This is a genomic window from Sphingomonas sp. Root720 (genome assembly GCF_001428605.1).
Taxonomy (GTDB): Bacteria; Pseudomonadota; Alphaproteobacteria; order Sphingomonadales; family Sphingomonadaceae; genus Rhizorhabdus.
On sequence record NZ_LMID01000012.1, the window covers coordinates 216,244 to 239,593 of the forward strand.

The 23,350-nt window shown below is 68.3% G+C and carries 22 protein-coding genes; 4 read left to right on the forward strand and 18 right to left on the reverse strand.

All coding sequences use genetic code 11. The annotated features are described in order from the left end of the window. Positions 1-80: 80 nt before the first annotated feature. From ASE22_RS16070 to hisC, 3 genes are all read right to left on the reverse strand, one after another. Positions 81-593, reverse strand: coding sequence for an outer membrane protein (locus tag ASE22_RS16070; protein WP_235536463.1), 513 nt, complete (start codon positions 591-593; stop codon positions 81-83). A 226-nt stretch (positions 594-819) separates the two neighbouring features. Further along, positions 820-1,725 (reverse strand): prephenate/arogenate dehydrogenase family protein, encoded by a 906-nt coding sequence (locus tag ASE22_RS16075; protein ID WP_056361823.1) that lies wholly within the window; start codon positions 1,723-1,725, stop codon positions 820-822. Further along, positions 1,725-2,831: a histidinol-phosphate transaminase gene (gene hisC, locus ASE22_RS16080; RefSeq protein WP_056361824.1), complete on the reverse strand. Its 1,107-nt coding sequence runs from the start codon at positions 2,829-2,831 to the stop codon at positions 1,725-1,727. The genes ASE22_RS16075 and hisC overlap by 1 nt, the downstream gene beginning before the upstream one ends. 227 nt (positions 2,832-3,058) lie before the next feature. Here hisC and metX point away from each other — a divergent pair, with 227 nt between their 5' ends. From metX to ASE22_RS16100, 4 genes are all read left to right on the forward strand, one after another. Then, positions 3,059-4,201: a homoserine O-acetyltransferase MetX gene (gene metX / locus ASE22_RS16085; protein WP_056361825.1), complete on the forward strand. Its 1,143-nt coding sequence runs from the start codon at positions 3,059-3,061 to the stop codon at positions 4,199-4,201. A 28-nt stretch (positions 4,202-4,229) separates the two neighbouring features. Next, a complete protein-coding gene (gene metW / locus ASE22_RS16090) occupies positions 4,230-4,817 on the forward strand; it encodes a methionine biosynthesis protein MetW (protein WP_056361827.1) in 588 nt (195 codons plus the stop codon). Positions 4,818-4,841: 24 nt separating this feature from the next. After that, on the forward strand, positions 4,842-5,465 hold the full coding sequence (locus tag ASE22_RS16095) for a 2-hydroxychromene-2-carboxylate isomerase (protein ID WP_056361829.1): 624 nt from the start codon (positions 4,842-4,844) through the stop codon (positions 5,463-5,465). A gap of 86 nt (positions 5,466-5,551) precedes the next feature. Then, the gene (locus ASE22_RS16100) at positions 5,552-7,246 is read left to right on the forward strand and encodes a M28 family metallopeptidase (protein ID WP_082545351.1); all 1,695 of its coding nucleotides are present in this window, start codon (positions 5,552-5,554) and stop codon (positions 7,244-7,246) included. Here ASE22_RS16100 and ASE22_RS16105 read toward each other — a convergent pair. The 15 genes from ASE22_RS16105 to nuoF all read right to left on the reverse strand — a co-directional run bounded on the left by ASE22_RS16105 (position 7,243) and on the right by nuoF (position 23,348). Continuing rightward, complete coding sequence (locus ASE22_RS16105) at positions 7,243-7,506, reverse strand: DUF1467 family protein (RefSeq protein WP_056361830.1); 264 nt, start codon at positions 7,504-7,506, stop codon at positions 7,243-7,245. The two genes, ASE22_RS16100 and ASE22_RS16105, sit on opposite strands and share 4 nt — an antisense overlap. 9 nt (positions 7,507-7,515) lie before the next feature. Next, complete coding sequence (locus ASE22_RS16110) at positions 7,516-9,096, reverse strand: ribonuclease J (RefSeq protein ID WP_156397179.1); 1,581 nt, start codon at positions 9,094-9,096, stop codon at positions 7,516-7,518. Between the two features lie 82 nt (positions 9,097-9,178). Then, positions 9,179-9,985, reverse strand: a complete 807-nt coding sequence (locus ASE22_RS16115; RefSeq protein ID WP_056361834.1) for a type III pantothenate kinase — start codon at positions 9,983-9,985, stop codon at positions 9,179-9,181. A 30-nt stretch (positions 9,986-10,015) separates the two neighbouring features. Further along, positions 10,016-10,675, reverse strand: coding sequence for a biotin--[acetyl-CoA-carboxylase] ligase (locus ASE22_RS16120; RefSeq protein ID WP_056362483.1), 660 nt, complete (start codon positions 10,673-10,675; stop codon positions 10,016-10,018). Between the two features lie 202 nt (positions 10,676-10,877). After that, positions 10,878-12,320 (reverse strand): NADH-quinone oxidoreductase subunit NuoN, encoded by a 1,443-nt coding sequence (gene nuoN / locus ASE22_RS16125; protein WP_056361837.1) that lies wholly within the window; start codon positions 12,318-12,320, stop codon positions 10,878-10,880. After that, positions 12,320-13,843: an NADH-quinone oxidoreductase subunit M gene (locus ASE22_RS16130; protein ID WP_056361840.1), complete on the reverse strand. Its 1,524-nt coding sequence runs from the start codon at positions 13,841-13,843 to the stop codon at positions 12,320-12,322. The genes nuoN and ASE22_RS16130 overlap by 1 nt, the downstream gene beginning before the upstream one ends. Positions 13,844-13,847: 4 nt before the next feature. Then, a complete protein-coding gene (gene nuoL / locus ASE22_RS16135) occupies positions 13,848-15,944 on the reverse strand; it encodes an NADH-quinone oxidoreductase subunit L (RefSeq protein WP_056361843.1) in 2,097 nt (698 codons plus the stop codon). Positions 15,945-16,065: 121 nt separating this feature from the next. Then, positions 16,066-16,371, reverse strand: coding sequence for an NADH-quinone oxidoreductase subunit NuoK (gene nuoK, locus ASE22_RS16140; protein ID WP_056361846.1), 306 nt, complete (start codon positions 16,369-16,371; stop codon positions 16,066-16,068). A 58-nt stretch (positions 16,372-16,429) separates the two neighbouring features. After that, positions 16,430-17,041, reverse strand: coding sequence for an NADH-quinone oxidoreductase subunit J (locus tag ASE22_RS16145; RefSeq protein ID WP_056361849.1), 612 nt, complete (start codon positions 17,039-17,041; stop codon positions 16,430-16,432). A 35-nt stretch (positions 17,042-17,076) separates the two neighbouring features. Continuing rightward, positions 17,077-17,562, reverse strand: a complete 486-nt coding sequence (gene nuoI, locus ASE22_RS16150) for an NADH-quinone oxidoreductase subunit NuoI (protein WP_056361852.1) — start codon at positions 17,560-17,562, stop codon at positions 17,077-17,079. Position 17,563: 1 nt separating this feature from the next. Next, positions 17,564-18,610, reverse strand: coding sequence for an NADH-quinone oxidoreductase subunit NuoH (gene nuoH / locus ASE22_RS16155; protein WP_056362486.1), 1,047 nt, complete (start codon positions 18,608-18,610; stop codon positions 17,564-17,566). A gap of 115 nt (positions 18,611-18,725) precedes the next feature. After that, positions 18,726-20,729 (reverse strand): NADH-quinone oxidoreductase subunit NuoG, encoded by a 2,004-nt coding sequence (gene nuoG / locus ASE22_RS16160; protein WP_056361855.1) that lies wholly within the window; start codon positions 20,727-20,729, stop codon positions 18,726-18,728. Beyond that, complete coding sequence (locus tag ASE22_RS16165) at positions 20,729-21,406, reverse strand: hypothetical protein (protein WP_056362490.1); 678 nt, start codon at positions 21,404-21,406, stop codon at positions 20,729-20,731. Before ASE22_RS16165 ends, nuoG begins: the two co-directional genes overlap by 1 nt. Further along, the gene (locus ASE22_RS16170; RefSeq protein WP_235538171.1) at positions 21,406-22,038 is read right to left on the reverse strand and encodes a hypothetical protein; all 633 of its coding nucleotides are present in this window, start codon (positions 22,036-22,038) and stop codon (positions 21,406-21,408) included. Before ASE22_RS16170 ends, ASE22_RS16165 begins: the two co-directional genes overlap by 1 nt. Positions 22,039-22,046: 8 nt before the next feature. After that, entirely contained in the window at positions 22,047-23,348 is a 1,302-nt protein-coding gene (gene nuoF / locus ASE22_RS16175; RefSeq protein ID WP_056361861.1) for an NADH-quinone oxidoreductase subunit NuoF, read from the reverse strand. Between the last annotated feature and the right edge of the window lie 2 nt (positions 23,349-23,350).

The window sequence follows — 23,350 nt, forward strand, 5'->3', positions numbered from 1 at the left end:
CCTTCCCTGGCAGGCCCGGATCCGGACGGGAGCGTCCCGCGCTCTTCCGTCCCGATCGGTCGGGCCCTTCTAGCGCCCCGTCAGAAGCCGAACACCACGCCCAGGGTGCCCTGGTTGTTGATGATGTCCGATTCATAGTTGGTCTGGGTGAACTCCGCGCGGAGCGACACGCGGTCGGTCACGCCGGTTTCGATGCCCGCGCCGTAGCGCACGCCGTCACCCCAATCGCTGAAGCCGAAGGCCGCGATCTTGCTGCGGGCATAGCCGGCGCGCGCATAGAGCGCGGTGCCCTCGTTGAGCTTGTAGCCGAAGCGGGCGCCGACGCCCCAGCCCCATTTGGCTTCGATGCCCGCGGCATCGGCGGTGTTCAGATCGACATTGGCCTCGACGCCGGCGAACGTCGAGCCACCGAGCGGCAGGTTGTAGCCGCCGAACGCGGTCGCGCCGACGCCCGAGAAGCCGAGACCTTCGAGCGCGCCCGAGCCCTGGACGTTGTCGAGCGTGATGCCCGCGCCGACATAGGGCCCGGCGAAATCGGCGGCGAAGGCCGGAGTCGCGACGATAGCCGCGGCGGCGGCCGCGATATGGATCATTTTCAAGATAAGTACCCCTTGTATCGAACATTCCGTCTTCGGGGACGGATTTGTTAGCAACTCATTGAAACTTCATGTTTCTGTCTAACGGTTGCGGGGATGCAGCTAATAAAGCGAACATATTGTTACAAGAACGGAATGAGCCATTTGCGACGAGATTTCGCTTGGGCGGCAAAATTGTCACCGGCCCGCGCCCGACCCGGCGCGCGCCGCCCTGCCCGCCGGCTCAGTGCGAGCGGCCGAAGTCCGGGGCGGCGTCGTCCTGGCCCTGCTCGATGATCGAGCGACGGACCGCGCGGGTCCGGGTGAACAGGTCGAACAGCGTGTCGCCGTCGCCCCAGCGGATCGCCCGCTGGAGTGCGGTCAGGTCCTCGCTGAAGCGCTGGAGCATCTCCAGCACCGCCTCCTTGTTGGCGAGGAACACGTCGCGCCACATCGTCGGGTCGGACGCGGCGATGCGGGTGAAGTCGCGGAAGCCGCCCGCCGAATATTTGATCACCTCGCTCTGCGTCACCTCCTCCATGTCGGACGCGGTGCCGACGATGGTATAGGCGATCAGGTGCGGCAGGTGGCTGGTGACGGCGAGCACCCGGTCATGGTGGCGCGGGTCCATCGTGTCGACATTCGCGCCGAGCCGCCGCCAGAATTCGGCGACCCGCTCGGCCGCCACCGGATCGGCGCCCTCGGGCGGGGTGACGATGCACCAGCGGCCCTGGAACAGGGTCGCGAAGCCCGCGTCGGGCCCGCTATTCTCGGTGCCCGCGACGGGATGGGCGGGGATGATCGTCGCGCCCGGAAGCGCGCCGCCGAGCGCCGCGAGCACGCTTTCCTTCGACGAGCCGACGTCGCTGACGATCGCGTCGGCGGGCAGGTCGTCGGCGATCTCCGCCGCCGCCGCCGCCATCGCCCCGACCGGCACGCAGAAGATGACGAGATCGGCATCGACCACCGCCGCGCCCGCCGTGTCGGTGACGTCGTCGCAGAAGCCGATCTGGCGCGCGCGCTCGCGCACCTCGGGGCTGGCGTCGTGGCCGGTCAGCCGCACCGTCGGCATCTGCGCCTGGACCGCGCGCGCGATCGAGGAGCCGATCAGCCCCAGCCCGACGATCGTGACCCGCGCGAAGGGCAGCATCAGCCCGCCGCCCCGGCCAGCGTCCGGATCACCGCCATCAGCCCGCGGATCTCCTCCTCGGTGCCGATGGTGATGCGCAGCGCCTGGGGCAGGCCCTGCCCCGGCAGCCAGCGGACGATATAGCCCGCGTCCATCAGCCCTTTATAGGCCTGCTCGGCGGTCAGTTCGCCCTCGAAAAGGACCAGCGAGAAATTGGCCTTGCTCGGTACCGTGCGCAGGCCCTGGTTGCCGAGGCCCGCTATCTCGCCCTCGAACCAGGCGCGCCACCGTGCATTGTGCGCGCGGCTGCGCTCGACGAAGCCGGTGTCGCCCAGCGCCGCGATCGCCGCCATCTGCCCGGCGGTCGTCACGTTGAACGGCGCGCGGATGCGGTGCAGCGCCTCGATCACCGGCGCGCCGGCATAGCCCCAGCCGATCCGTTCGGCGGCGAGGCCGTAGATCTTCGAGAAGGTCCGCGTGACGAGCACGTTGGGCGCCGACCGCGCCAGCGCGAGGCCGCCATCGTCCTCGTCTGGCTCGAGATATTCGGCATAGGCCTGGTCGATCACCAGCAGGCAGTCGGCCGGGGTCGCGGCGTGGAGGCGCGCAATCTCCTCGCGGCGCGCATAGGTGCCGGTCGGGTTGTTCGGATTGGCAAGGAAGATCACCCGCGTGCGCGGCGTGATATGCGCGATCATCGCATCGATGTCGGTCGCATAGTCGCGGTCGGGCGCCTGCACCGGCACCGCGCCGACCCGCTGCGCCGCGATCGGATAGACCGCGAAGCCGTAGCGCGCGTACAGGATTTCGTCGCCCTGGCCGGCATAGGCGCCGGCGGCGAGGTGGAGGATCTCGTCCGATCCGGTGCCGTAGATGACCTGCGCGGGATCGAGCCCGCCATGCGCGGCGGCGATCGCCTCGCGCAGCGCCGCCGCCGACGCGTCGGGATAGCGCTCGAGCGAGGCGGCCCCGGCGGCGAAGCCGGCGCGCGCCGCCTCGCTGGTGCCCAGCGGATTCTCGTTCGAGGAGAGCTTGGCGACCTTGCGGCCGTCGTCGGTGGCCGACCGCCCCGGCACATAGGGGGCGATCGCTTCGATCCAGGGCTTGGGCGCGAGGGTCTTGGTCATGCGCGCGCTTTACGGGGGAAGGGGACGGGCCGCAATGCTTGCGGTGCCTCTTCCCCCAAGCACGTCACCCCAGCGCAGGCTGGGGTCCATGTCTCTTATCGGCCAGATGGCACCTGAGAAGACAACAGACATGGATGCCAGCCTCCGCTGGCATGACGGAAGGAGGTGACGGCACCGCCCGTCCCCTCATTGACACTCCCCCGGCCCCGTCCTAGCGCCGAAAGTCCATGACCGACGACAGCCGCTTCGGCCTCGCCCGTTCCGCGACCCTGCCCGGCCCGCTGAGGCTGGACGGCGGCGCCAGGCTGGCGCCGGTCGAGATCGCCTATGAAACCTATGGCAGCCTGAACGGGGACGGATCGAACGCGATCCTGATCTGCCACGCGCTGACCGGCGACCAGCATGTCGCCTCGACCCATCCGATCACCGGCAAGCCGGGCTGGTGGACGCGCATGGTCGGGGCGGGCAAGCCGATCGATCCGGCGCGCCACTTCATCGTCTGCGCCAATGTGCTGGGCAGCTGCCTCGGCAGCTCGGGGCCGGCCACGCTCGATCCGGCGACGGGCACCCCCTATGCGATGCGCTTCCCGGTCATCACGATCCGCGACATGGTCCGCGCGCAGGCGATGCTGCTCGACCATCTCGGCGTCGGCACGCTGGCGGCGGCGGTGGGCGGATCGATGGGCGCGATGCAGGTGCTGCAATGGGCGGCGACCTATCCCGAGCGGGTCCGCTCGGCGGTCGCGATCGCCGGCGCGGCGCGGCACTCGGCGCAGAACATCGCCTTCCACGAGGTCGGCCGCCAGGCGATCATGGCCGATCCCAAATGGAACGGCGGCGATTATTACGCCGCGGCCGACCCGCCCGCCGCCGGCCTCGCGGTGGCGCGGATGGCGGCGCACATCACCTATCTGTCCGAAGCCGGGCTGACCGAGAAATTCGGCCGCCGCCTGCAGGCGCGCCCGAACAACGCCAACGGCGCCAAGAGCTTCGGCTTCAACGCCGACTTCCAGGTCGAATCCTATCTGCGCCACCAGGGGATCAGCTTCGTCGACCGGTTCGACGCCAATTCCTATCTCTACATCACCCGGGCGATGGACTATTTCGACCTGGCCGAGGAACATGGCGGCCTGCTCGCCAACGCCTTCCGGGGATCGAAGGGGACCCGCTTCTGCCTGGTCAGCTTCGACACCGACTGGCTCTACCCGACCGCCGAATCGCGCACGATCGTCCATGCGCTCAACGCCGCTGGCGCGCCCGTCAGCTTCGTCGAGCTGAGCTCGCCCTTCGGCCACGACGCCTTCCTGCTCGACGTGCCCGAGCTCAACCGGGTGGTCGACGGCTTCCTGCGCGCGGGGGAAGCCGCATGAGCCCCGCCCGCCCCTCCGGTTCGCCGCGATGAGCGAGCTGCGCCCCGACCTGGCGATCATCGCCGCGCACGTGGCCCCCGCTTCGCGCGTGCTCGACGTCGGTTGCGGCGACGGCGAGTTGATGGACGTGCTGCGCGGCCGGGGCTGCGACGCGCGCGGGATCGAGATCGATCCGGCCAATGTCAGCCTCGCGGTCGGGCGCGGCCTGTCGGTGGTGCAGGGCGATGCCGACACCGACCTGGTCAACTATCCCGACAACGCCTTCGACTATGCGATCCTCAGCCAGACGCTGCAGACCGCCCGCGCGCCCGACAAGGTGCTCGGCGAACTGATGCGGATCGGCCGCCGCGCCTTCGTCTCCTTCCCCAATTTCGCCTATTGGCGGGTGCGGCTGAGCCTGGCCTGGGGCGGCCGCATGCCGGTCACCCCGGCGCTGCCGGGCAGCTGGTACGAGACGCAGAACATCCACCAGCTGACGATCGACGATTTCCGCGCCTTCGTGAAGGAACGCGGCATCACCGTCGAGCGCGCCTGGTTCCTGTCGGGCGACCGGCGGCGCGGCGAGGCGGCCGCGAACCTGCGCGCCGAACATGCGGTGTTCCTGCTGAAGCGCTGACGGCCCACCGGTCGGGAGACGAGAATGACGACGCCAGAATCCAGCGACGGCGCGACGATCGAATTCTGGTTCGATTTCAGCTCGCCTTATGCCTATTTCGCCGCGCACCAGATCGAGCCGCTCGCCGCGCGCCACGGTCGCGCCGTGGCCTGGCGGCCGTTCCTGCTCGGCGCGATGCTCAAGCTGACCGGGATGGCGCCGCTGACCGAGCAGCCGGTGCGCGGCGATTATGGCCGCCACGACTGGGCGCGCCTGTCGCGCCTGCACGACCTGCCCTTCCGCCTGCCCGATCGCTTCCCGATCCTGTCGGTGGCGCCGGCCCGCGCTTATTATGCGGTCGAGGCGACGGCACCGGCCATCGCGCCGCAATTCGCGCTCGACCTGTTCCGCGCGCTGTTCGGCCAGGGGATCGACATCACCGCTCCCGAGCGGATCGGCGAGATCGGCGCGGCGCTCGGTCTCGACGGCGCCTGGCTGGCCGCGGCGGCGCGCGATCCGCAATGGAAGGAGGCGCTGCGGCTGCGCACCGACGAGGCGATCGCCAAGGGGGTGTTCGGGGCGCCCTTCGTCCGGGTCGGCGAAGAAGGCTTCTGGGGGTCCGACCGGCTGGGGATGGTCGAGCGCTGGCTGGAAACCGGCGGCTGGTGACGCGGCCCCGGCCGACCAGCACTGGACAAGGGACCGGCCGCTGATAGGGTCTCCCGTTATTGTATAGACAAAAGAGGCTCCAGCCCGTGAAACCCGCTCATGCCATCGGCGCGCTCGCCGCCGTCGCCCTGCTCGCATCGCCGATCGCCCTGACGGCCCAGGCGCCAAGCGCGCCGACCTCGACCGCTCAGGCGCAGAACGATCCCGCCTTCGCGCCCGAGAGCTTCCGCGCCACCGTCGCCTTCCTCGCCGACGACCTGCTCGAAGGCCGCGACACCGGCAGCCGCGGGCACGAGATCGCCGCGCGCTATGTCGCCAGCCGGTTCGAGGCGCTGGGGCTGAAGCCGGGCGGCGACGGCGGAAGCTGGTATCAGCGGATCACCTTCCAGCAGACCGACCCGGGCACGACCCCGGGCAGCATCGCCATCACCGGCCCCGGCGGCGCGACCCAGCGCTGGACGCACGGCACCGACGTGCTGGTCGGCCTCAGCCCCAACGAGCCGGCGCTCGACATCTCGGCGCCGCTGGTGTTCGTCGGCTATGGCATCGAGAACAAGCGGCTGGGCATCGACGACTATGCCGGGCTCGACGTCAGGGGCAAGATCGTCGTCACCCTGCGCGGCTATCCGAAGGGGCTGCCGAGCGAGGAGGCGGCCCACGCCGCCGCCACCAAGGCGCAGGCGGCGCAGGCGCATGGCGCGATCGGCATGGTCGGCGTCGGCACGATCCTGTCGATGAAGACCCGGCCCTGGGCACAGAGCGTCCACTTCGCCGACGAGCCGAGCTTCGCCTGGGTCGGCGCCGACGGCAAGGCGTTCGACGAGGCGCCCGGCATCCGCATCACCGCCACCGTCAACGAGCCCGCCGCGCTGGCGCTGTTCGAAGGCGCGCCCCGGACGCTGGCCGCGATCCGCACGTTGGCCGACAAGCCGGGCGGGCGGCCGAAGGGCTTCGCGCTCACGACCCGCATCCGCATCCAGAGCGACAGCAGCACCAAGCGGGTGACCAGCCCCAATGTCGTGGCGATCCTGCCGGGCAGCGATCCCGCGCTGAAGGCCGAATATGTCGTACTGTCGGCGCATCTCGACCATATCGGCATCACCCCCGCCAGGCCCGGCGACACGCCCGATACCGACCGCATCAACAATGGCGCGCTCGACAACGCCGCCGGCATCGCGACGATGCTGGAGGTGGCGCGCGCCGCCGCGTCGGCCCCGGTCGCCCCGCGCCGCTCGCTGATCTTCCTCGCCTCGACCGCCGAGGAGAAGGGTCTGCTCGGCGCCGACTATTATGCGCGCCACCCGAGCGTGCCGATCTCGGCGATCGTCGGCAATGTCGACCTCGACATGCCGCTGCTGCTCTACCGCTTCACCGACGTCACCGCTTTCGGCGCCGACCATTCGACCCTGGGGCCGATCGTCGCCGGGGCGGTCGCGCCGATGGGAATCGGCCTGTCGCCCGATCCGATGCCGGCCGAGACGATCTTCGTCCGGTCGGACCATTATATGTTCGTCAAGCAGGGCGTCCCCGCGGTGTTCCTCGCCACCGGCTTCGCCAATGGCGGCGAGAAGCAATGGGGCGCCTTCCTGGGCGGTGCCTATCACCATCCCGGCGACGACATGAACCAGGAGATCGACTGGGATTCGGGCGCGCGCTTCGCCGAGGCGAACTACCGGATCATGCGCGCGATGGCCGACGCCGACACCCCACCGCGCTGGTATGCGAAGGACTTCTTCGGCGACAGCTTCGCACCCAAGGCGGCGAAAGCCCCGCGGCCCTAACGAAACCTGCTCAGGTCGAAGAAATCGGCGGTGATCCAGCCGTTCACATAGTTGACGTAGAACAGCGCGAAGACGACGGCGGAGACGATCGTCGTCCACAGCACCGTGCGCCACATCGAGAAGCGCGGGGGGGCGCTTTCGGCCTGGCCGGGAACGAACGCCTCGGGCTCGGCGCCGGTGCGCAGCCGGAAGGGCAGCACCAGGAACAGGCAGCCCCACCAGAACAGCATGTAGATCGCGGTGATCGAGGTGAACTTCATCGCCGCCTCCTACACCCGGATGATCGACACTTCGACCACCGGCTTCTTGCCGGTCCAGCTGGTCGCCCGGCGGCGCACCGCGAGGCGGACCGCTTCCTTGAGCTTGGCTTCGTCGCGCCCGCCCTTGGCCACCGCGTCGGCCGCGGCGTCCGAGGCGTCGGCGACGAAATCCCCGCGATCCTCCTCGACCGGCAGGCCCTGCAGGTGGAGGACGGGCTCGCCCTTCAGCCGCCCGCTCTTGTCGAGCGCGATCGTGACCCCGATGAAGCCGTAGAGGCCGACGCGGCGGCGCTCGTTCATCGTCGATCCGTCGGCGGGCAGGATCACGTCGCCGTCGAGAACGAGACGGCCGACCCGCTCCTGGCCGATCGCCCTGGGCCCGTCGGGAGCGAGGCGGACGACCGTGCCGTTCGACTGGACGATGCCGTGCGGCACGCCCAGTCCCTTGGCGAAGCGGGCCTGCTCGGCCATGTGGCGCAGTTCGCCATGGACCGGCAGGATGATCTCCGGCCGGATCCATTCGTACATCGCCTTGAGCTCGGGCCGTCCCGGATGGCCCGAGACATGGACCTCGGCCTGCCGGTCGGTGACCATGTCGATCCGCTTGGCGGCGAGCGCGTTCTGGATGCGGCCGATCGCGATCTCGTTGCCGGGGATCTGCTTCGACGAGAACACCACCGTGTCCCCCGCCGACAGCTTGATGGGGTGGCTGTCGAAGGCGATCCGCGACAGCGCGGCGCGCGCCTCGCCCTGGCCGCCGGTGGCGATGATCATCACCTCCTTCGGCGGCAGGCGCATCGCCTCGTCGACGTCGATCAGCGGCGGGAAATGCTTGAGATAGCCGCTCGCCTTGGCGACGCGGATGATGCGGTCGAGCGAGCGGCCGGCGACGCAGAGCTTGCGGCCGGTGTCCTGCGCGACCTCGCCCAGCGTCTGGAGCCGCGCCGCGTTCGACGCGAAGGTCGTCACCAGCACCCGCGCCTTGCACGCGCCGATCACCTCGTCGAGGCCCTTGCGGACGTCGGCCTCGGACCCCGACGCCTCCTCGTTGAAGACGTTGGTCGAATCGCAGACCAGCGCGAGGATGCCCTTGTCGCCGATCGCGGTCAGTTCCTCGGCGGTCGACGGCACGCCGAGCAGCGGCGCGGCGTCGATCTTCCAGTCGCCGGTGTGGAAGACGCGGCCATAGGGCGTCTCGATCAGCAGCGCGTTGCCCTCTGGGATCGAATGGGCGAGCGGGACATAGGTGAAGCCGAACGGGCCCAGCTGGAAGCTGCCCTCATTCTCGATCACGCGGAGCTCGACCTTGCCGGTCAGCCCTTCCTCGTCGAGCTTTCCCTTGATCAGCTCGGCGGTGAACCTGGTCGCGTAGAGCGGCACGCCGAGATCGGCGGCGAGATAGGGGATCGCGCCGATATGGTCCTCATGGCCATGGGTCAGCACCACGCCGAGCAGGTCGTTGGCGCGTTCCTCGATGAAGGCGAGGTCGGGCAGGATCAGCTCGACCCCCGGATAGCCGGGGTCGGCGAAGGTCAGGCCGAGGTCGACCATCACCCATTTGCCCTGGGTGCCATAGAGATTGACGTTCATGCCGATCTCCCCGGAGCCGCCAAGCGCCAGGAAGAGCAGTTCGTTACCGGGTTTCGTCACTGTAGGTTTTTGTCCAATCTGTTCACGTCTTGGCCTTGAGGCGATCATATATGATGCCGAGCCCCTGGATCGTCAGATCCGGTTCGATGCTGTCGAACAGCTTCACATGCCGTTCGAACAATGTGGCGAGGCCGCCGGTGGCGACCACCCTGGCGGGGCGGCCCACTTCCGCCTTCATGCGCGCGACCAGCCCCTCGATCATCGCGACATAGCCGAAATAGATGCCGATGAGCATCTGGTCCTGCGTCGTCCGGCCGATCACGCTCGCCGTCTCGGGCGCCTCGATCGCGATGCGCGGCAGCTTCGCCGCGGCGGCGACCAGCGCGTCGAGCGACAGGTTGATGCCCGGGGCGATGATCCCGCCCTTATAGGCGCCGCTATAGTCGACCACGTCGAAGGTGGTCGCGGTGCCGAAGTCGATCACGATCAGGTCGCCCGGATGGCGGGCGTGCGCCGCGATCACGTTCACCGCGCGGTCGGCGCCGACATTCTGCGGCTCGTCGACGTCGAGGGTGATCCCCCATTCGACCGGCGGCCGGCCGGCGACCAGGGCCTCGACCCCGAAATATTTCGATGCGAGCACCTCGAGATTGTGGAGCGCGCGCGGCACCACCGTCGCGATGATCACCGCCTCGATCGCCGACCGGTCATGGCCTTCGAGCTGGAGCAGCTGGTGAAGCCACACCGCATATTCGTCGGCGGTCCGGCGCGCGTCGGTGGCGATCCGCCAGCGCGCGACGATCGCCCCGCCCGCCTGCCCCGGACTCGATCCGGGGTCGACCAGCGCGAACACGATATTGGTATTACCAGCGTCGATCGCAAGCAGCATGCTTCGTCCGAGTCCTTCTGTCCGGGCGGGCTATAGCAGGAAAACGTCGCCGGCGTGCACGAGATGGATGCGCCCGTCGGCGCCCCGCAGGCGCAGCACCCCGTCGGCGGCGAGGCCGTCATAGAGCCCTTCGAGCGTCCCCTCGGGCGCGCGCACGCTGAGCGCGGTGCCGGGCGGATGCGCGCGCGCCTGCCAGCGGGCGAGCACCACGCCAAGGCCCTCGCCCCGCCAGCGCGCCAGCCAGGCGGCGAACACCGTCGCCAGTTCGGCGGCGAAATCGGCCGGATCGGGCGGCGACAGGCCGAGCGCGGCGAGACTCGTCGCCGGACGGTCGATCGCCTCCGGGTGATGGGCAAGGTTGACGCCGATGCCGACCACCACCGCATCCTCGGCACCCTCGAGCAATATGCCCGAGATCTTGGCGCCGTCGACGAGCAGGTCGTTGGGCCATTTGATCGCGAGCCGGTCGGGACCCAGCCACGCCTGCAGCAGTTCGTCGAGCGCGACCGCCGCGACCATCGCCAGGCTCGGCGCCGGGGGATCGCCGCCCAGGCGGCGGACCAGCGTGCTGGCATAGAGGTTTCCGGGCGGCGACACCCAGGGCCGCCCCTGTCGCCCGCGCCCGCCCTCCTGCCGGTCGGCGCGCAGCCACGCTCCCTCGGCGGCGCCCTGGCGGGCGAGCGCCATCATGTCGTCGTTGGTCGATCCGGTGACGGCGACGTGGCGGATGGGTCGCGCCATCGTCACGCCCGTTCCGTCCGTGTCGAGCCCCTCGACGGCCTGCACGGCAGGCGCCCGGGACGAACGTCGGCCATCGGCCGCGGTCGAGAGAGGTTCCGCGAGCCCAGGTCCCTCACCTTCGCCCGGGACGAACGGCCTTTGCTCAAGCCGCTCAGAACAGCGCGCGCGCCGCCGCCATGCTCGTCGCGTCGAGCAGCGGGATGGCGAGATAGCCGAGCGGCGAGACGGCGAGCGCCGCGAGGGTGATCAGCCCGCCTTCGAGCCTCGACGCGGCCGGCGCGAATTCGGGCGCGGGGTCGTCGAAGTAGATCGTCTTGACGATCTTCAGATAATAGAAGGCGCCGATCACCGAGGTCGCGATGCCGATCATCGCCAGCGGCCAGAAGCCGGCGCGGACGAGCGCGTCGAACACCAGGAATTTGGGCCAGAAGCCGAACAGCGGCGGGATGCCGGCGAGGCTGAACATGAAGATCGCGAAGGCCGCGGCGAGGCCGGGACGGCTGCGCGACAGGCCCGACAGGCTGGTGATCGTCTCGACCGGCTGGCCGTCGGCGCCGCGCATCTGCAGCACGCAGATGAAGCTGCCCAGGGTCATCGCGACATAGACCGCCATATAGGTCATCGTGCCCGCGACGCCTTCGGCGGTGCCGGCGGCGAGGCCGAACAGCGCGAAGCCGACATTGTTGATCGACGAATAGGCGAGCAGCCGCTTGATGCTGCTCTGGCCGATCGCGGCGACGCCGCCGAGGATCGTCGAGGCGAGCGCGGCGAAGATCACGATCTGGCGCCAGCTGTCGGTGCCCGAGCCCATCGCCTCGACCGCGACGCGCAGCAGCAGCGCCATGCCCGCGACCTTCGGCGCCGAGGCGAAGAAGGCGGTGACCGGGGTCGGCGCGCCTTCGTAGACGTCGGGGGTCCACATGTGGAACGGCACCGCCGAGATCTTGAAGGCGAGGCCCGCGAAGATGAATACCATGCCGAACAGCTGACCGGTGGTGATCCCCTTCGCCAGCGCGTCGGAGATGCCGGCGAACAGCGTCGTGCCGGTAAAGCCGTAGATCAGCGAGATGCCGTAGAGCAGGATCCCCGAGGCGAGCGCGCCGAGGACGAAATATTTGAGACCCGCCTCGGCCGAACGGGTGTCGCGGCGCAGGAAGCTGGCCAGCACATAGGCCGACAGCGACTGCAGCTCGAGCCCGACATAGAGGGTCAGCAGGTCGCCCGCCGACACCATCATCCCCATGCCGACCGCGGAGAAGAGGATCAGGATCGGATATTCGGCGCGGTAGCCGCCGCCCGACCGGTCGAAGAAGCCCGGCGCCACGATCACGCAGACCGCCGCCGAGATGTAGACCAGCAGCTTGGCGAAGGCGGCGAAGCTGTCGGCGATGTAGAGTCCGTCGAAGCCCGGGCCGCCGTTGCCGGCGGGGCCGGTCAGCGCGAAGCCGGCGGCGGCGAACAGCGCCACCGCGCCCCAGCCGATCGCGCGGGCGAAGCCGTCGCCGCCGAAGGCCGCGACCATCAGCAGCAGCATCGCGCCGATCGACAGGATCAGCTCGGGAACGGTGAGAGCGAGGGAGGCGGTCATCGACATCAGTGGTGCGCCTCCGGGTGCGCGGCAGCAGGTTTCGAGTGACCGATCGCCACCTTGGCGTCGCTGTCCGGCGCGGCCGGCGCCAGGCGGGCGAGCACCGCGCCGACGTCGTTGCGCATCGGTGCCAGGAAGCTTTCGGGATAGACGCCCATCCACAGCGTGGCGAGCGCGAGCGGCACCAGCAGGGCGAGCTCGCGCGGCGTCAGGTCGGGCATCGCCGCCGCTTCGGGCGTGCGCGCCGAACCATAAGCGATGCGGGCGTAGAGGTAGAGCATATAGGCCGCGCCGAGAATCACGCCCGTCGTCGCGACGAAGGCGACCCAGGACGAGATCTCATAGGCGCCGACCAGCGACAGGAATTCGCCGACGAAGTTGCCCGTGCCCGGCAGGCCGACCGAGGCCATGGTGAACAGCAGGAACAGCATCGCATATTTGGGCATGTTGTTCGACAGGCCGCCATAGCGGGCGATCTCGCGGGTGTGCATGCGGTCGTAGATCACGCCGACGCACAGGAAGAGCGCGCCCGAGACGAGGCCATGACCGAGCATGACCATCAGCGCGCCTTCGATGCCCTGCCGGTTGAAGGCGAACAGGCCGATCGTCACGAAGGCCATGTGCGCGACCGACGAATAGGCGATCAGCTTCTTCATGTCCTCCTGCACCAGCGCGATCAGGCTGGTCACGACGACGGCGATCATCGACAGGCCCATCACCAGCCACATCAGCTCGGCGCTGGCGACCGGGAACATCGGCAGCGAGAAGCGGATGAAGCCGTAGCCGCCCATCTTCAGCAGCACGCCGGCCAGGATGACCGAACCCGCGGTCGGCGCCTGGACGTGCGCGTCGGGCAGCCAGGTGTGGACCGGCCACATCGGCATCTTCACCGCGAAGGAGGCGAAGAAGGCCAGGAACAGCCAGGTCTGCGCCTGCGGCGGGAAGTCGTAGGCCATCAGCGCGGGGATGAAGGTGGTGCCGGCCTCGTTCACCATCCACAGCATCGCGATCAGCATCAGCACCGATCCGAGCAGCGTGTAGAGGAAGAATTTGTAGCTGGCGTAGATGCGGTCGGCGCCGCCCCAGATGCCGATGATCAGGTACATCGGGATCAGGCCGGCTTCGAAGAAGATGTAGAACAGGAACAGGTCCTGCGCCGCGAACACGCCGATCATCAGCGTTTCCATCAGCAGGAAGGCGGCCATATATTCGGGCACGCGCTTCTCGATCGCCTCCCAGGAGGCGGCGATGCAGATCGGCATCAGGAACACCGACAGGACGATCAGCAGCAGCGCGATGCCGTCGATGCCGAGCGCCCAGGCGAAGCGCCCGAACAGCGCGACATTCTCGGTGAACTGCCACTGGGCGCCGCCGATCTCGTAGCAATGCCACAGCAGGATGCCGAGGCCGAGGTTCACCAGGGTCGCGACCAGCGCGATCCAGCGTGCCCCCTTCGCCCCCGCGAACAGGCAGGCCAGCGCCGCCACCAGCGGCAGCGCGATCATCACGGAAAGGATAGGAAAGCCCATCGCGTCAGCCCACCATCGCCCAGGTCGCCGCGGCGGCAAGGCCGAGCAGCATCACCAGCGCATATGTATAAAGATAGCCCGACTGCGCGGCGCGGGCGGCGGTGCCGGCCCGCACCACCAGCGCGGCGACGCCGTTGGGGCCGAACCGGTCGATCGTGCCCTGGTCGCCCTTCTTCCAGAAGAAGCGGCCGAGCCAGAAGGCCGGGACGACGAACAGATAATGATAGAGTTCGTCGAAATACCATTTGTGCAGCAGGAAGTCGTACAGCACGTGGAATTGCGACGTGAAGCGGCCCGGTATCGTGCGGTCGAGCACATAGGCCCAGATCGCGATCGCCAGGCCGATCAGCATCACGATCGTCGCCGACAGCTTGGCGAACGCCGGAATGCCGTGCATCGCGTGCATCAGATGGGCGTCGAAGGCGATGCTGCCCGCCCAGAAGGCGGCGCCCTTCTCGGGATCGAGGAACCACGGGGCGAAGAACCAGCCCGCGAAGATCGCCCCCATCGACAGCACGACCAGCGGGATCATCATCGGCGCCGGGCTTTCATGGGGATGATAGCCGAGGTCGCCCTCCACCGCGCCGCCATGGCCGTGGCCGTGCGCGGCATGACCATGGCCATGATCGTCCTGCGCGTGCGGATCGTGCCCGGCATCCTCGTCCGCGGGTGCGTCATGGTCATGGCCGTGGCCATGCGCATCGTGCACCGCATGCTGGATATGCTCGGAGCCCGCCCAGCGCGGCTTGCCGAAGAAGGTCAGGAAGACGAGCCGCCACGAATAGAAGCTGGTCAGCAGCGCCGCGACCACCGCGACCGCGAAGGCGATCCCACCCGAGGTCGATCCGCTGGCGAACGCCGCCTCGATGATCGCGTCCTTCGAATAGAAGCCCGCGAAGCCGAACACGCCCGCGATGCCGACGCCCGTGATCGCCAGCGTGCCCGCGGTCATCGCCGCGAAGGTCCAGGGAATCCTTTTCCACAGGCCGCCATAATGGCGCATGTCCTGCTCGTGATGCATCGCATGGATCACCGAGCCCGCGCCGAGGAACAGCAGCGCCTTGAAGAAGGCGTGGGTGAACAGGTGGAACATCGCCGCGCCATAGGCGCCGACGCCCGCCGCCATGAACATGTAGCCGAGCTGCGAGCAGGTCGAATAGGCGATCACCCGCTTGATGTCGGTCTGGGTCGTGCCGACCGTCGCCGCGAAGAAGGCGGTGGCCGCGCCGACATAGGCGACGACATGCATCGCGGTCGGGCTGACCTCGAACATCGGCGACAGGCGGCAGACCATGAACACGCCGGCCGTGACCATCGTCGCGGCATGGATCAGCGCCGACACCGGGGTCGGGCCCTCCATCGCGTCGGGAAGCCAGGTGTGGAGGCCGAGCTGCGCCGACTTGCCCATCGCGCCGACGAACAGCAGCAGGCAGAGCAGCGTCATCAGGTCGACCCGCGCGCCGAGGAAGCCGATCGACGCATCGGCATAGCCCGGCGCGGCGGCCAGGATCTCGGGGATCGAGACCGTGCCGAACACCAGGAAGGTGCCGAAGATGCCGAGCGAGAAGCCGAAGTCGCCGACCCGGTTGACCACGAAGGCCTTGATCGCGGCGGCGTTGGCCGAGGGCTTCTGGTACCAGAAGCCGATGAGGAGGTAGGAGGCGAGGCCGACGCCTTCCCAGCCGAAGAACATCTGGACCAGGCTGTCCGAGGTCACGAGCATCAGCATCGCGAAGGTGAACAGCGACAGATAGGCGAAGAAGCGAGGCTGGCTCGGGTCCTCCGCCATATAGCCCCAGCTGTAGAGGTGGACGAGGCTCGAGACGGTCGTCACGACCACCAGCATCACCGCGGTCAGCGTGTCGACCCTGAGCGCCCAGTCGACCATCAGGTCGCCCGAGTTGATGAAGGTCAGCACCGGCACGACATGCGCGGTCGCGGCGCCGGTCAGGAAGCTGACGAACACCGGCCAGCTCAGCGCGCAGGACAGGAACAGCGCGCCGGTGGTGATGCTCTTGGCGACGAGGTTGCCGAGCATGCGGTTGCCGAGCCCGGCGACGATCGCCGCGAGCAGCGGCAGGAAGACGATGAGCGTGATCATGCCCGAACGGCCCCCGCTTCCACAGACGTCGTCCCGGCGAAGGCCGGGATCTCAGGAGAGATGCGCGCGCAGGAGCCGCACGCGATGCCAGCCTTCGCCAGCATGACGGAGATAGTCACCATCACCCCTTCATCCGGTTGATGTCGTCGACCGCGATGGTGCCGCGGCCGCGGAAATAGATGACGAGGATCGCCAGCCCGATCGCCGCCTCGCCGGCGGCGACGGTCAGCACGAACATCGCGAAGACCTGGCCGACCAGGTCGCCCAGATAGGCGGAGAAGGCGACGAAATTGATGTTCACCGACAGCAGGATCAGCTCGATCGCCATCAGGATGATGATGACGTTCTTCCGGTTGAGGAAGATACCGAACACCCCCATCACGAACAGGATCGCCGAGACGACCAGATAATGCTGGAGCCCGATCATGCCGAAGCCCTCCCACGCGATGCGCCCTTAGCGGGCTGCAGGATCAAAACGCGAAGCGTCACAGCTCCACCCCCTGGCCGACGGCCGGCTTGACGTTGCGCGTGGCGTCTTCGGGCCGGCGCATGTTCTGCGCGCTGACGTTCTGCGCCTTCACGCCGCCGCGGGTGCGGTGGGTGAGGACGATCGCGCCGATCAGCGCGACGAGCAGGACGAGGCCCGCGCCTTCGAAGATATAGAGATAGCGCGTGTAGATGAGCGTCCCGAGCGCCTCGATATTGGGCACTTCGGACGGGGTCGGCGCGACGCGCGTCCCCATGTCGACCCCGCCGGCCGACCAGGCGCCGACCGCGAAGATCATCTCCGCGGCGAGCACCAGCACCAGCAGCACGCCGAACGGCAGATATTGGGCGAAGCCCGCGCGCAACTCGGCGAAGTCGATGTCGAGCATCATCACGACGAACAGGAACAGCACCGCGACCGCGCCGACATAGACAATCACGAGCAGCATCGCGATGAACTCGGCACCGACCAGGATCATCAGGCCCGCCGCGTTGAAGAAGGCGAGGATGAGCCACAGCACGCTGTGCACGGGGTTGCGCGCCAGGATGGTGAGCGTCCCGGACGCGATCACCAGCGTGGCGAACAGATAGAAGGCTATGGTCTGGATCACGGCTTTCTCAGTGCCCCTTCGCGAACGGCTGGCGCTTAACGGTACGGCGCATCGGCGGCAAGGTTGGCGGCAAGCGCCGGTTCCCAGCGGTCGCCATTGGCGAGCAGCTTGGCCTTGTCGTAGATGAGTTCTTCGCGCGTCTCGGTCGAATATTCGAAGTTCGGACCCTCGACGATCGCGTCGACCGGGCAGGCTTCCTGGCAGAAGCCGCAGAAGATGCACTTGGTCATGTCGATGTCGTAGCGGGTGGTGCGGCGCGAGCCGTCGTCGCGCGGCTCGGCCTCGATCGTGATCGCCTGCGCCGGGCACACCGCCTCGCACAGCTTGCACGCGATGCAGCGTTCCTCGCCGTTCGGGTAGCGGCGCAACGCGTGCTCGCCGCGGAAGCGCGGGGAGAGCGGGTTCTTCTCATAGGGATAGTTGATCGTCGCCTTGGCCTTGAAGAAATACTTCAGGGTCAGCCAGTGCGCCTTCACGAACTCCCAGAGCGTGAACGACTTGATGATGTGCGCGAGGCTCATCTCAGACTCCGTAGCGGGTGAGCATCAGCCACCCCGAAACAAGGAAAACCCAGAACAGCGACAGCGGCAGGAAGATCTTCCAGCCCAGCCGCATCAGCTGGTCGTAGCGGTAGCGCGGGACCGTCGCCTTCACCCAGGAGAAGACGAAGAAGAAGAACAGCAGCTTGGCGAAGAACCAGACGATGCCCGGTACCATGTAGAGCGGTGCCCAGTCGACCGGGGGCAGCCAGCCGCCCCAGAACAGGATCGCGTTGAGGCCGCACATCAGGATGACGTTGGCATATTCGCCGAGCCAGTACAGCGCGAAGGCCATCGACGAATATTCGGTCTGGTAGCCCGCGACGAGCTCCGATTCGGCCTCGGTCAGGTCGAACGGCGCACGGGCCGTCTCCGCCATCGCCGAGATCAGGAACACCACCGCCATCGGGAAGAGCAGCGGGTTGAAGCCATAGCCGTTGATGAAGCCGAACACATGGGCGCGCTGTCCCTCGACGATCGCCGACATGTTGAAGCTGCCGGTCCACAGCACGACCGAGATCAGCACGAAGCCGATCGAGACCTCGTAGCTGACCATCTGCGCCGCCGCGCGGAGCGCCGAGTAGAAGGGATATTTGGAGTTGGACGCCCAGCCCGCGATGATCACGCCGTAGACGCCGATTGACGACGCCGCGAGGATGTAGAGCAGGCCGATGTTGATGTCGGCGAGCACCACGCCCGGCGCGAAGGGGATCACCGCCCAGACGATCAGTGCGACCGTGAAGGTGATGATCGGCGCGAGGATGAACAGCCCCTTGTTCGCGGCCGCCGGGATGATGGTTTCCTGGAGGAACACCTTGGCGCCGTCGGCGAAGCTCTGCAGCAGGCCCCACGGGCCGACCACGTTCGGCCCGCGGCGCAGCGCCATCGCCGCCCAGATCTTGCGGTCGGCATAGATGATCATCGCCACCGCGAGCATCAGCGGCAGCGCGATGACGAGGATGCCGATGATGGTCGAGGCGAACCAGGCCCAGTCGTACGGCAGGCCCCAGCTCTGGAAGAGAGCGGTCATGCGGCGCACTCCGCTGCCGTCACCCCGGCGAAGGCTGGCGCCTCCGGCGAGATCGACGCGCTTGAGCCGCACGAGATCCCAGCCTTCGCTGGGATGACGAAATGGGGGAGAAGGTTCATTCCGCGGCCTCCGCGAAGCTCTGCCCATGGAGGAGTTCGGCCGAGCAGCGCTGCATCGTGTCGCTGGCGCGCGCGATCGGGTTGGTCAGGTAGAAATCCTTGACCGGATAGCCCACCGGGCCCGACGCGGTGGCGGCGAGCGCGGGTGCCGACCATGCATAGGCGGCGAGGCCCTCGATGCCCAGCGCGGGCACCTCGGCGACCATCGCGGCGCGCAGCGCGTCGAAGCTGTCGAACGGCAGCTTGTGGCCGAGCACCTCGCTCAGCGCGCGCAGGATCGCCCAGTCCTCGCGGGCGTCGCCCGGTGGGAAGACGGCGCGGTCGCCCCGCTGGACGCGGCCCTCGGTGTTCACATAGGTGCCGGGCTTCTCGGTATAGGCCGCGCCCGGCAGGATCACGTCGGCCGCGGCCGCGCCGGCATCGCCATGATGACCGATATAGACCTTCAGGCTCTTCGCGAACTTCGTGGCGTCGACGTCGTCGGCGCCGAGCAGGAACAGCAGCTTCGGCGCGGCTGCGGCGAGGTCGGCGACGCCGCCCTTCTGCGCATAGCCGAGCATCAACCCGCCCATCCGCGCGGCGGCGAGATGGACGACGTTATAGCCGTTCCAGCCGTCCCGGATCAGGCCGAGCGGGCCGGCCAGCGCGAGGGTGGCGCCCTGCGCCCCGGCCTTCAGCGCGCCGCCGCCGACGATCAGCGCCGGGCGCTCGGCCTTGGCGAAGGCCTCGGTCACCGCGTCGGGCAGCTGGCCGAGCAGACCCAGGTCGTTGCCGAGCCACTCGGTGCGATAGGTGAGGTTGAGCTCCTCGCCGATCGCGAAGACCTTCGCCCCGCGCTTCACCGCCTTGCGGACGCGGGTGTTGATCAGCGGCGCCTCCCAGCGGAGGTTGGTTCCGACCAGCAGGATCGCGTCGGCGGTCTCGATGCCCGCGATCGTGCTGTTGAAGTTCACCGCGGCGAGGCTCGACGTGTCGTAGTCCATGCCGGTCTGGCGACCTTCGAGCAGGGTCGAGCCCATGCTCGCGAGCAGCGCCTTCGCGGCGTACATCGTCTCGCAGTCGAGCTGGTCGCCGGCGATCGCGGCGACCGACGAACCCGCCCTGACGGCCTTGATCGCGGCGAAGGCCTCCTGCCAGCTCGCCTCGACCAGCTTGCCGGCCTTGCGGACATAGGGCTTGTCGAGACGGCGGCGGACGAGGCCGTCGACGGCGTGGCGCGTCTTGTCCGACGCCCATTCCTCGTTCACGTCCTCGTTGATGCGCGGCAGCACGCGCAGCACCTGGCGGCCGCGGCTGTCGAAGCGGACATTGGTGCCGACCGCGTCCATCACGTCGATGCCGAGGGTCTTCTTGAGCTCCCAGGGCCGCGCCTCGAAGGCATAGGGCTTGCTCGTCAGCGCACCGACCGGGCAGAGGTCGACGACATTGCCCGACAGCTCGCTGGTCACCGCATGTTCGAGATAGGAGGTGATCTGCATATTCTCGCCGCGGCCGATCGCCCCGATCTCCTCGATCCCCGAGACCTCCTCGGCGAAGCGGACGCAGCGCGTGCACTGGATACAGCGGGTCATCGTCGTCTTGACGATCGGGCCCATATATTTGTCGGTGACGGCGCGCTTGTTCTCGGTGAAGCGGCTCTGCCCCTTGCCATAGGCGACCGACTGGTCCTGCAGATCGCACTCGCCGCCCTGGTCGCAGATCGGACAATCGAGCGGGTGGTTGATGAGGAGGAACTCCATCACCCCCTCGCGCGCCTTCTTGACCATCGCCGACTGGGTGAACACCTCCTGCTTGTCGGCGGCGGGCAGCGCGCACGACGCCTGCGGCTTCGGCGGCCCGGGCTTCACCTCGACCAGGCACATGCGGCAATTGCCGGCGATCGACAGCCGCTCATGGTAACAGAAGCGCGGAATCTCCTTGCCCGCGGCTTCGCAGGCCTGGAGCACCGTGGCACCGGCGGGGACTTCGACTTCGATCCCGTCTACGGTCAGCTTGGGCATTATTGCGTTCCTGCGGTAGAAATTGGGGCCTGGCGGGCGGCCCTGCGATACAAAGCTTCGGCGAGTGCGGCGCGGAGCGACAGACGATTGGCCTGCAACTTGGCACCCGTGACCAGGCATTGCCCGAACAGATCACCCAGACCGGCAAAAGCCGTCTTTTCCGCCTCGCTGTCCGGTTCGGTCCGGAGCAGCGCGATCAGGTCGGCGGGACGGACCGACGCCGCGCAACCGGCCATTTCGTCCACCGCCGGCGCACGTCCCGAAACGCCGGACCAGCGACCGTCGAAGGTTCCGATCGGTTCCGGCTCGGCAACCAGGGCCACGCGACCCACGGCAATCAACTGCTCCGCCACGAAACCACGTTCGACGTCGACCGGAATGTAGGTCATCCGGAAACCGCTGGCGACCGTGGGAAAATCCTTCATCCCGCACCGGACATTGTCGAACAGCCGGTCGCGCCACTTCGCGAAATCGGTGGCATCGGTGGCGGCCAGATAATGGGTCGCTATTTCGCGGCGGCGATCCACCGTGCAGGTCACGAAGGCGCGCGACGCACGCCGCGACTGCTCGGGGGACATCGGCAAACGCTGCGCCCGGACGTCCGACAGCGGCAGGATCGCGGAAGCCGCGATCGCCGCTGCCGTCAGGCCGGCCGTCGTGGATGCCGCCAGCCGCATCACTTGCTGGCGAGCGCCGAGGCGGTTGCGCGCTGGTAAAGCGCGTCAGCCAGCGCCGCGCGCAGCGACTGGCGGTTGGCCGACAGGGTGGCGCCTTGCGGCAGGCAGGCGCCGAGCGTCGCGCTGAGCGCACGGACCGCGCCGAGCTCGGCATCGCCCTCGGGCTTCGCATCGATCAGTTCGCGGACGCCGGCCGGGTTCTGGTCGACCGTGCACACCGCCATCTCGTCGACGGTCGGGTTGCGGCCGGTCGCGGCGAACCACGGCCGCTGGTAGCTGGTTTCGCCCTGCACCGGCTGCAGCGCGCGGAACTTCGCGCTGTCGGCCAGCGCCTGCTCGGCCAGCATGCCACGCAGGATGTCGGCGGGAACGACCACCGCCGCGCCCTCGACCTCGGCCGACTGGACGCCGATGTCGCGGCATTGCTGGCTGCGCGTCAGGGTTTTGTAATAGCGCTGGAAGTCGGCCTCGTTGCTCGTGCCGAGCGCGCCGACGACGTCGGCGCGGCGCTTGGCGTAGAGGCACTTGGCGACCTTGTGGCCGGTCAGCGCGACATCGGCGCTGAGCGTGGCCGCATAAGCGGGCGTGGCGGCGGGGGCGATCGTCGCGCCGGCGGCCATGACAGCAAGCATGATCCGTTTCATTCGGCAGCCTCCATCAACGCGCCGCCATCATTGCCCCGCTCCCGGATACGGCGCTCCACCTCGGGACGGAAATGACGCAACAGGCCCTGGATCGGCCAGGCGGCCGCATCGCCCAGGGCGCAGATGGTATGACCCTCGACCTGCTTGGTGACGTCGAGCAGCGTGTCGATCTCGTCGACCCGCGCCTCGCCGGTGCGCAGCCGCTCCATGACGCGCCACATCCAGCCGGTGCCCTCGCGGCACGGCGTGCACTGGCCGCAGCTCTCATGCTTGTAGAAATAGGACAGGCGGCTGATCGCGCGGACGATGTCGGTCGACCTGTCCATGACGATCACGGCGGCGGTGCCGAGCCCCGAGCCGAGCGCCTTCAATCCGTCGAAGTCCATCGGCGCGTCCATGATCTGCGCGGCGGGCACCAGCGGCACCGACGAGCCGCCCGGGATCACCGCGAGCAGATTGTCCCAGCCGCCGCGGATGCCGCCGGCATGGGTCTCGATCAGCTCGCGGAAGGAGATGCCCATCTCTTCCTCGACGACGCAGGGCTTGTTCACATGGCCCGAGATCTGGAAGAGCTTGGTGCCCTTGTTGCCCTCGCGGCCGATGCCGGCGAACCAGGCCGCGCCGCGCCGCAGGATGGTCGGCGCCACCGCGATCGATTCGACGTTGTTGACCGTGGTCGGGCAGCCATAGAGGCCCGCGCCCGCCGGGAAGGGGGGCTTCAGCCGCGGCTGGCCCTTCTTGCCCTCGAGGCTCTCGATCTGCGCGGTCTCCTCGCCGCAGATATAGGCGCCCGCGCCGCGATGGACGAAGACGTCGAAATCATAGCCCGAGCCGGCGGCGTTCTTGCCGAGCAGGCCGGCGGCATAGGCCTCCTCGACCGCCGCGAACAATATCTTCGCCTCGAAGATGAACTCGCCGCGGATGTAGATATAGGCCGCCCGCGCGCGCATCGCGAAGCCGGCGATCAGCGCACCCTCGATCAACTTGTGCGGATCGTGGCGGATGATCTCGCGGTCCTTGCACGAGCCGGGCTCGGATTCGTCGGCGTTGATCACCAGGAAGCTCGGCTTGCCGGGCTTGGGCTCCTTGGGCATGAAGCTCCACTTCATGCCGGTCGGGAAGCCGGCGCCGCCGCGGCCGCGCAGGCCCGACGCCTTGATATCCTCGATGATCTGGTCCTGGCCGCGCGCCATCAGCGCCTTGGTGTCGTCCCAGTCGCCGCGCTTGCGCGCCGCCTCGAGGTTCCAGGGCTGGAACCCGTAGACGTTGGTGAAGATGCGATCCTTGTCGTCAAGCACGA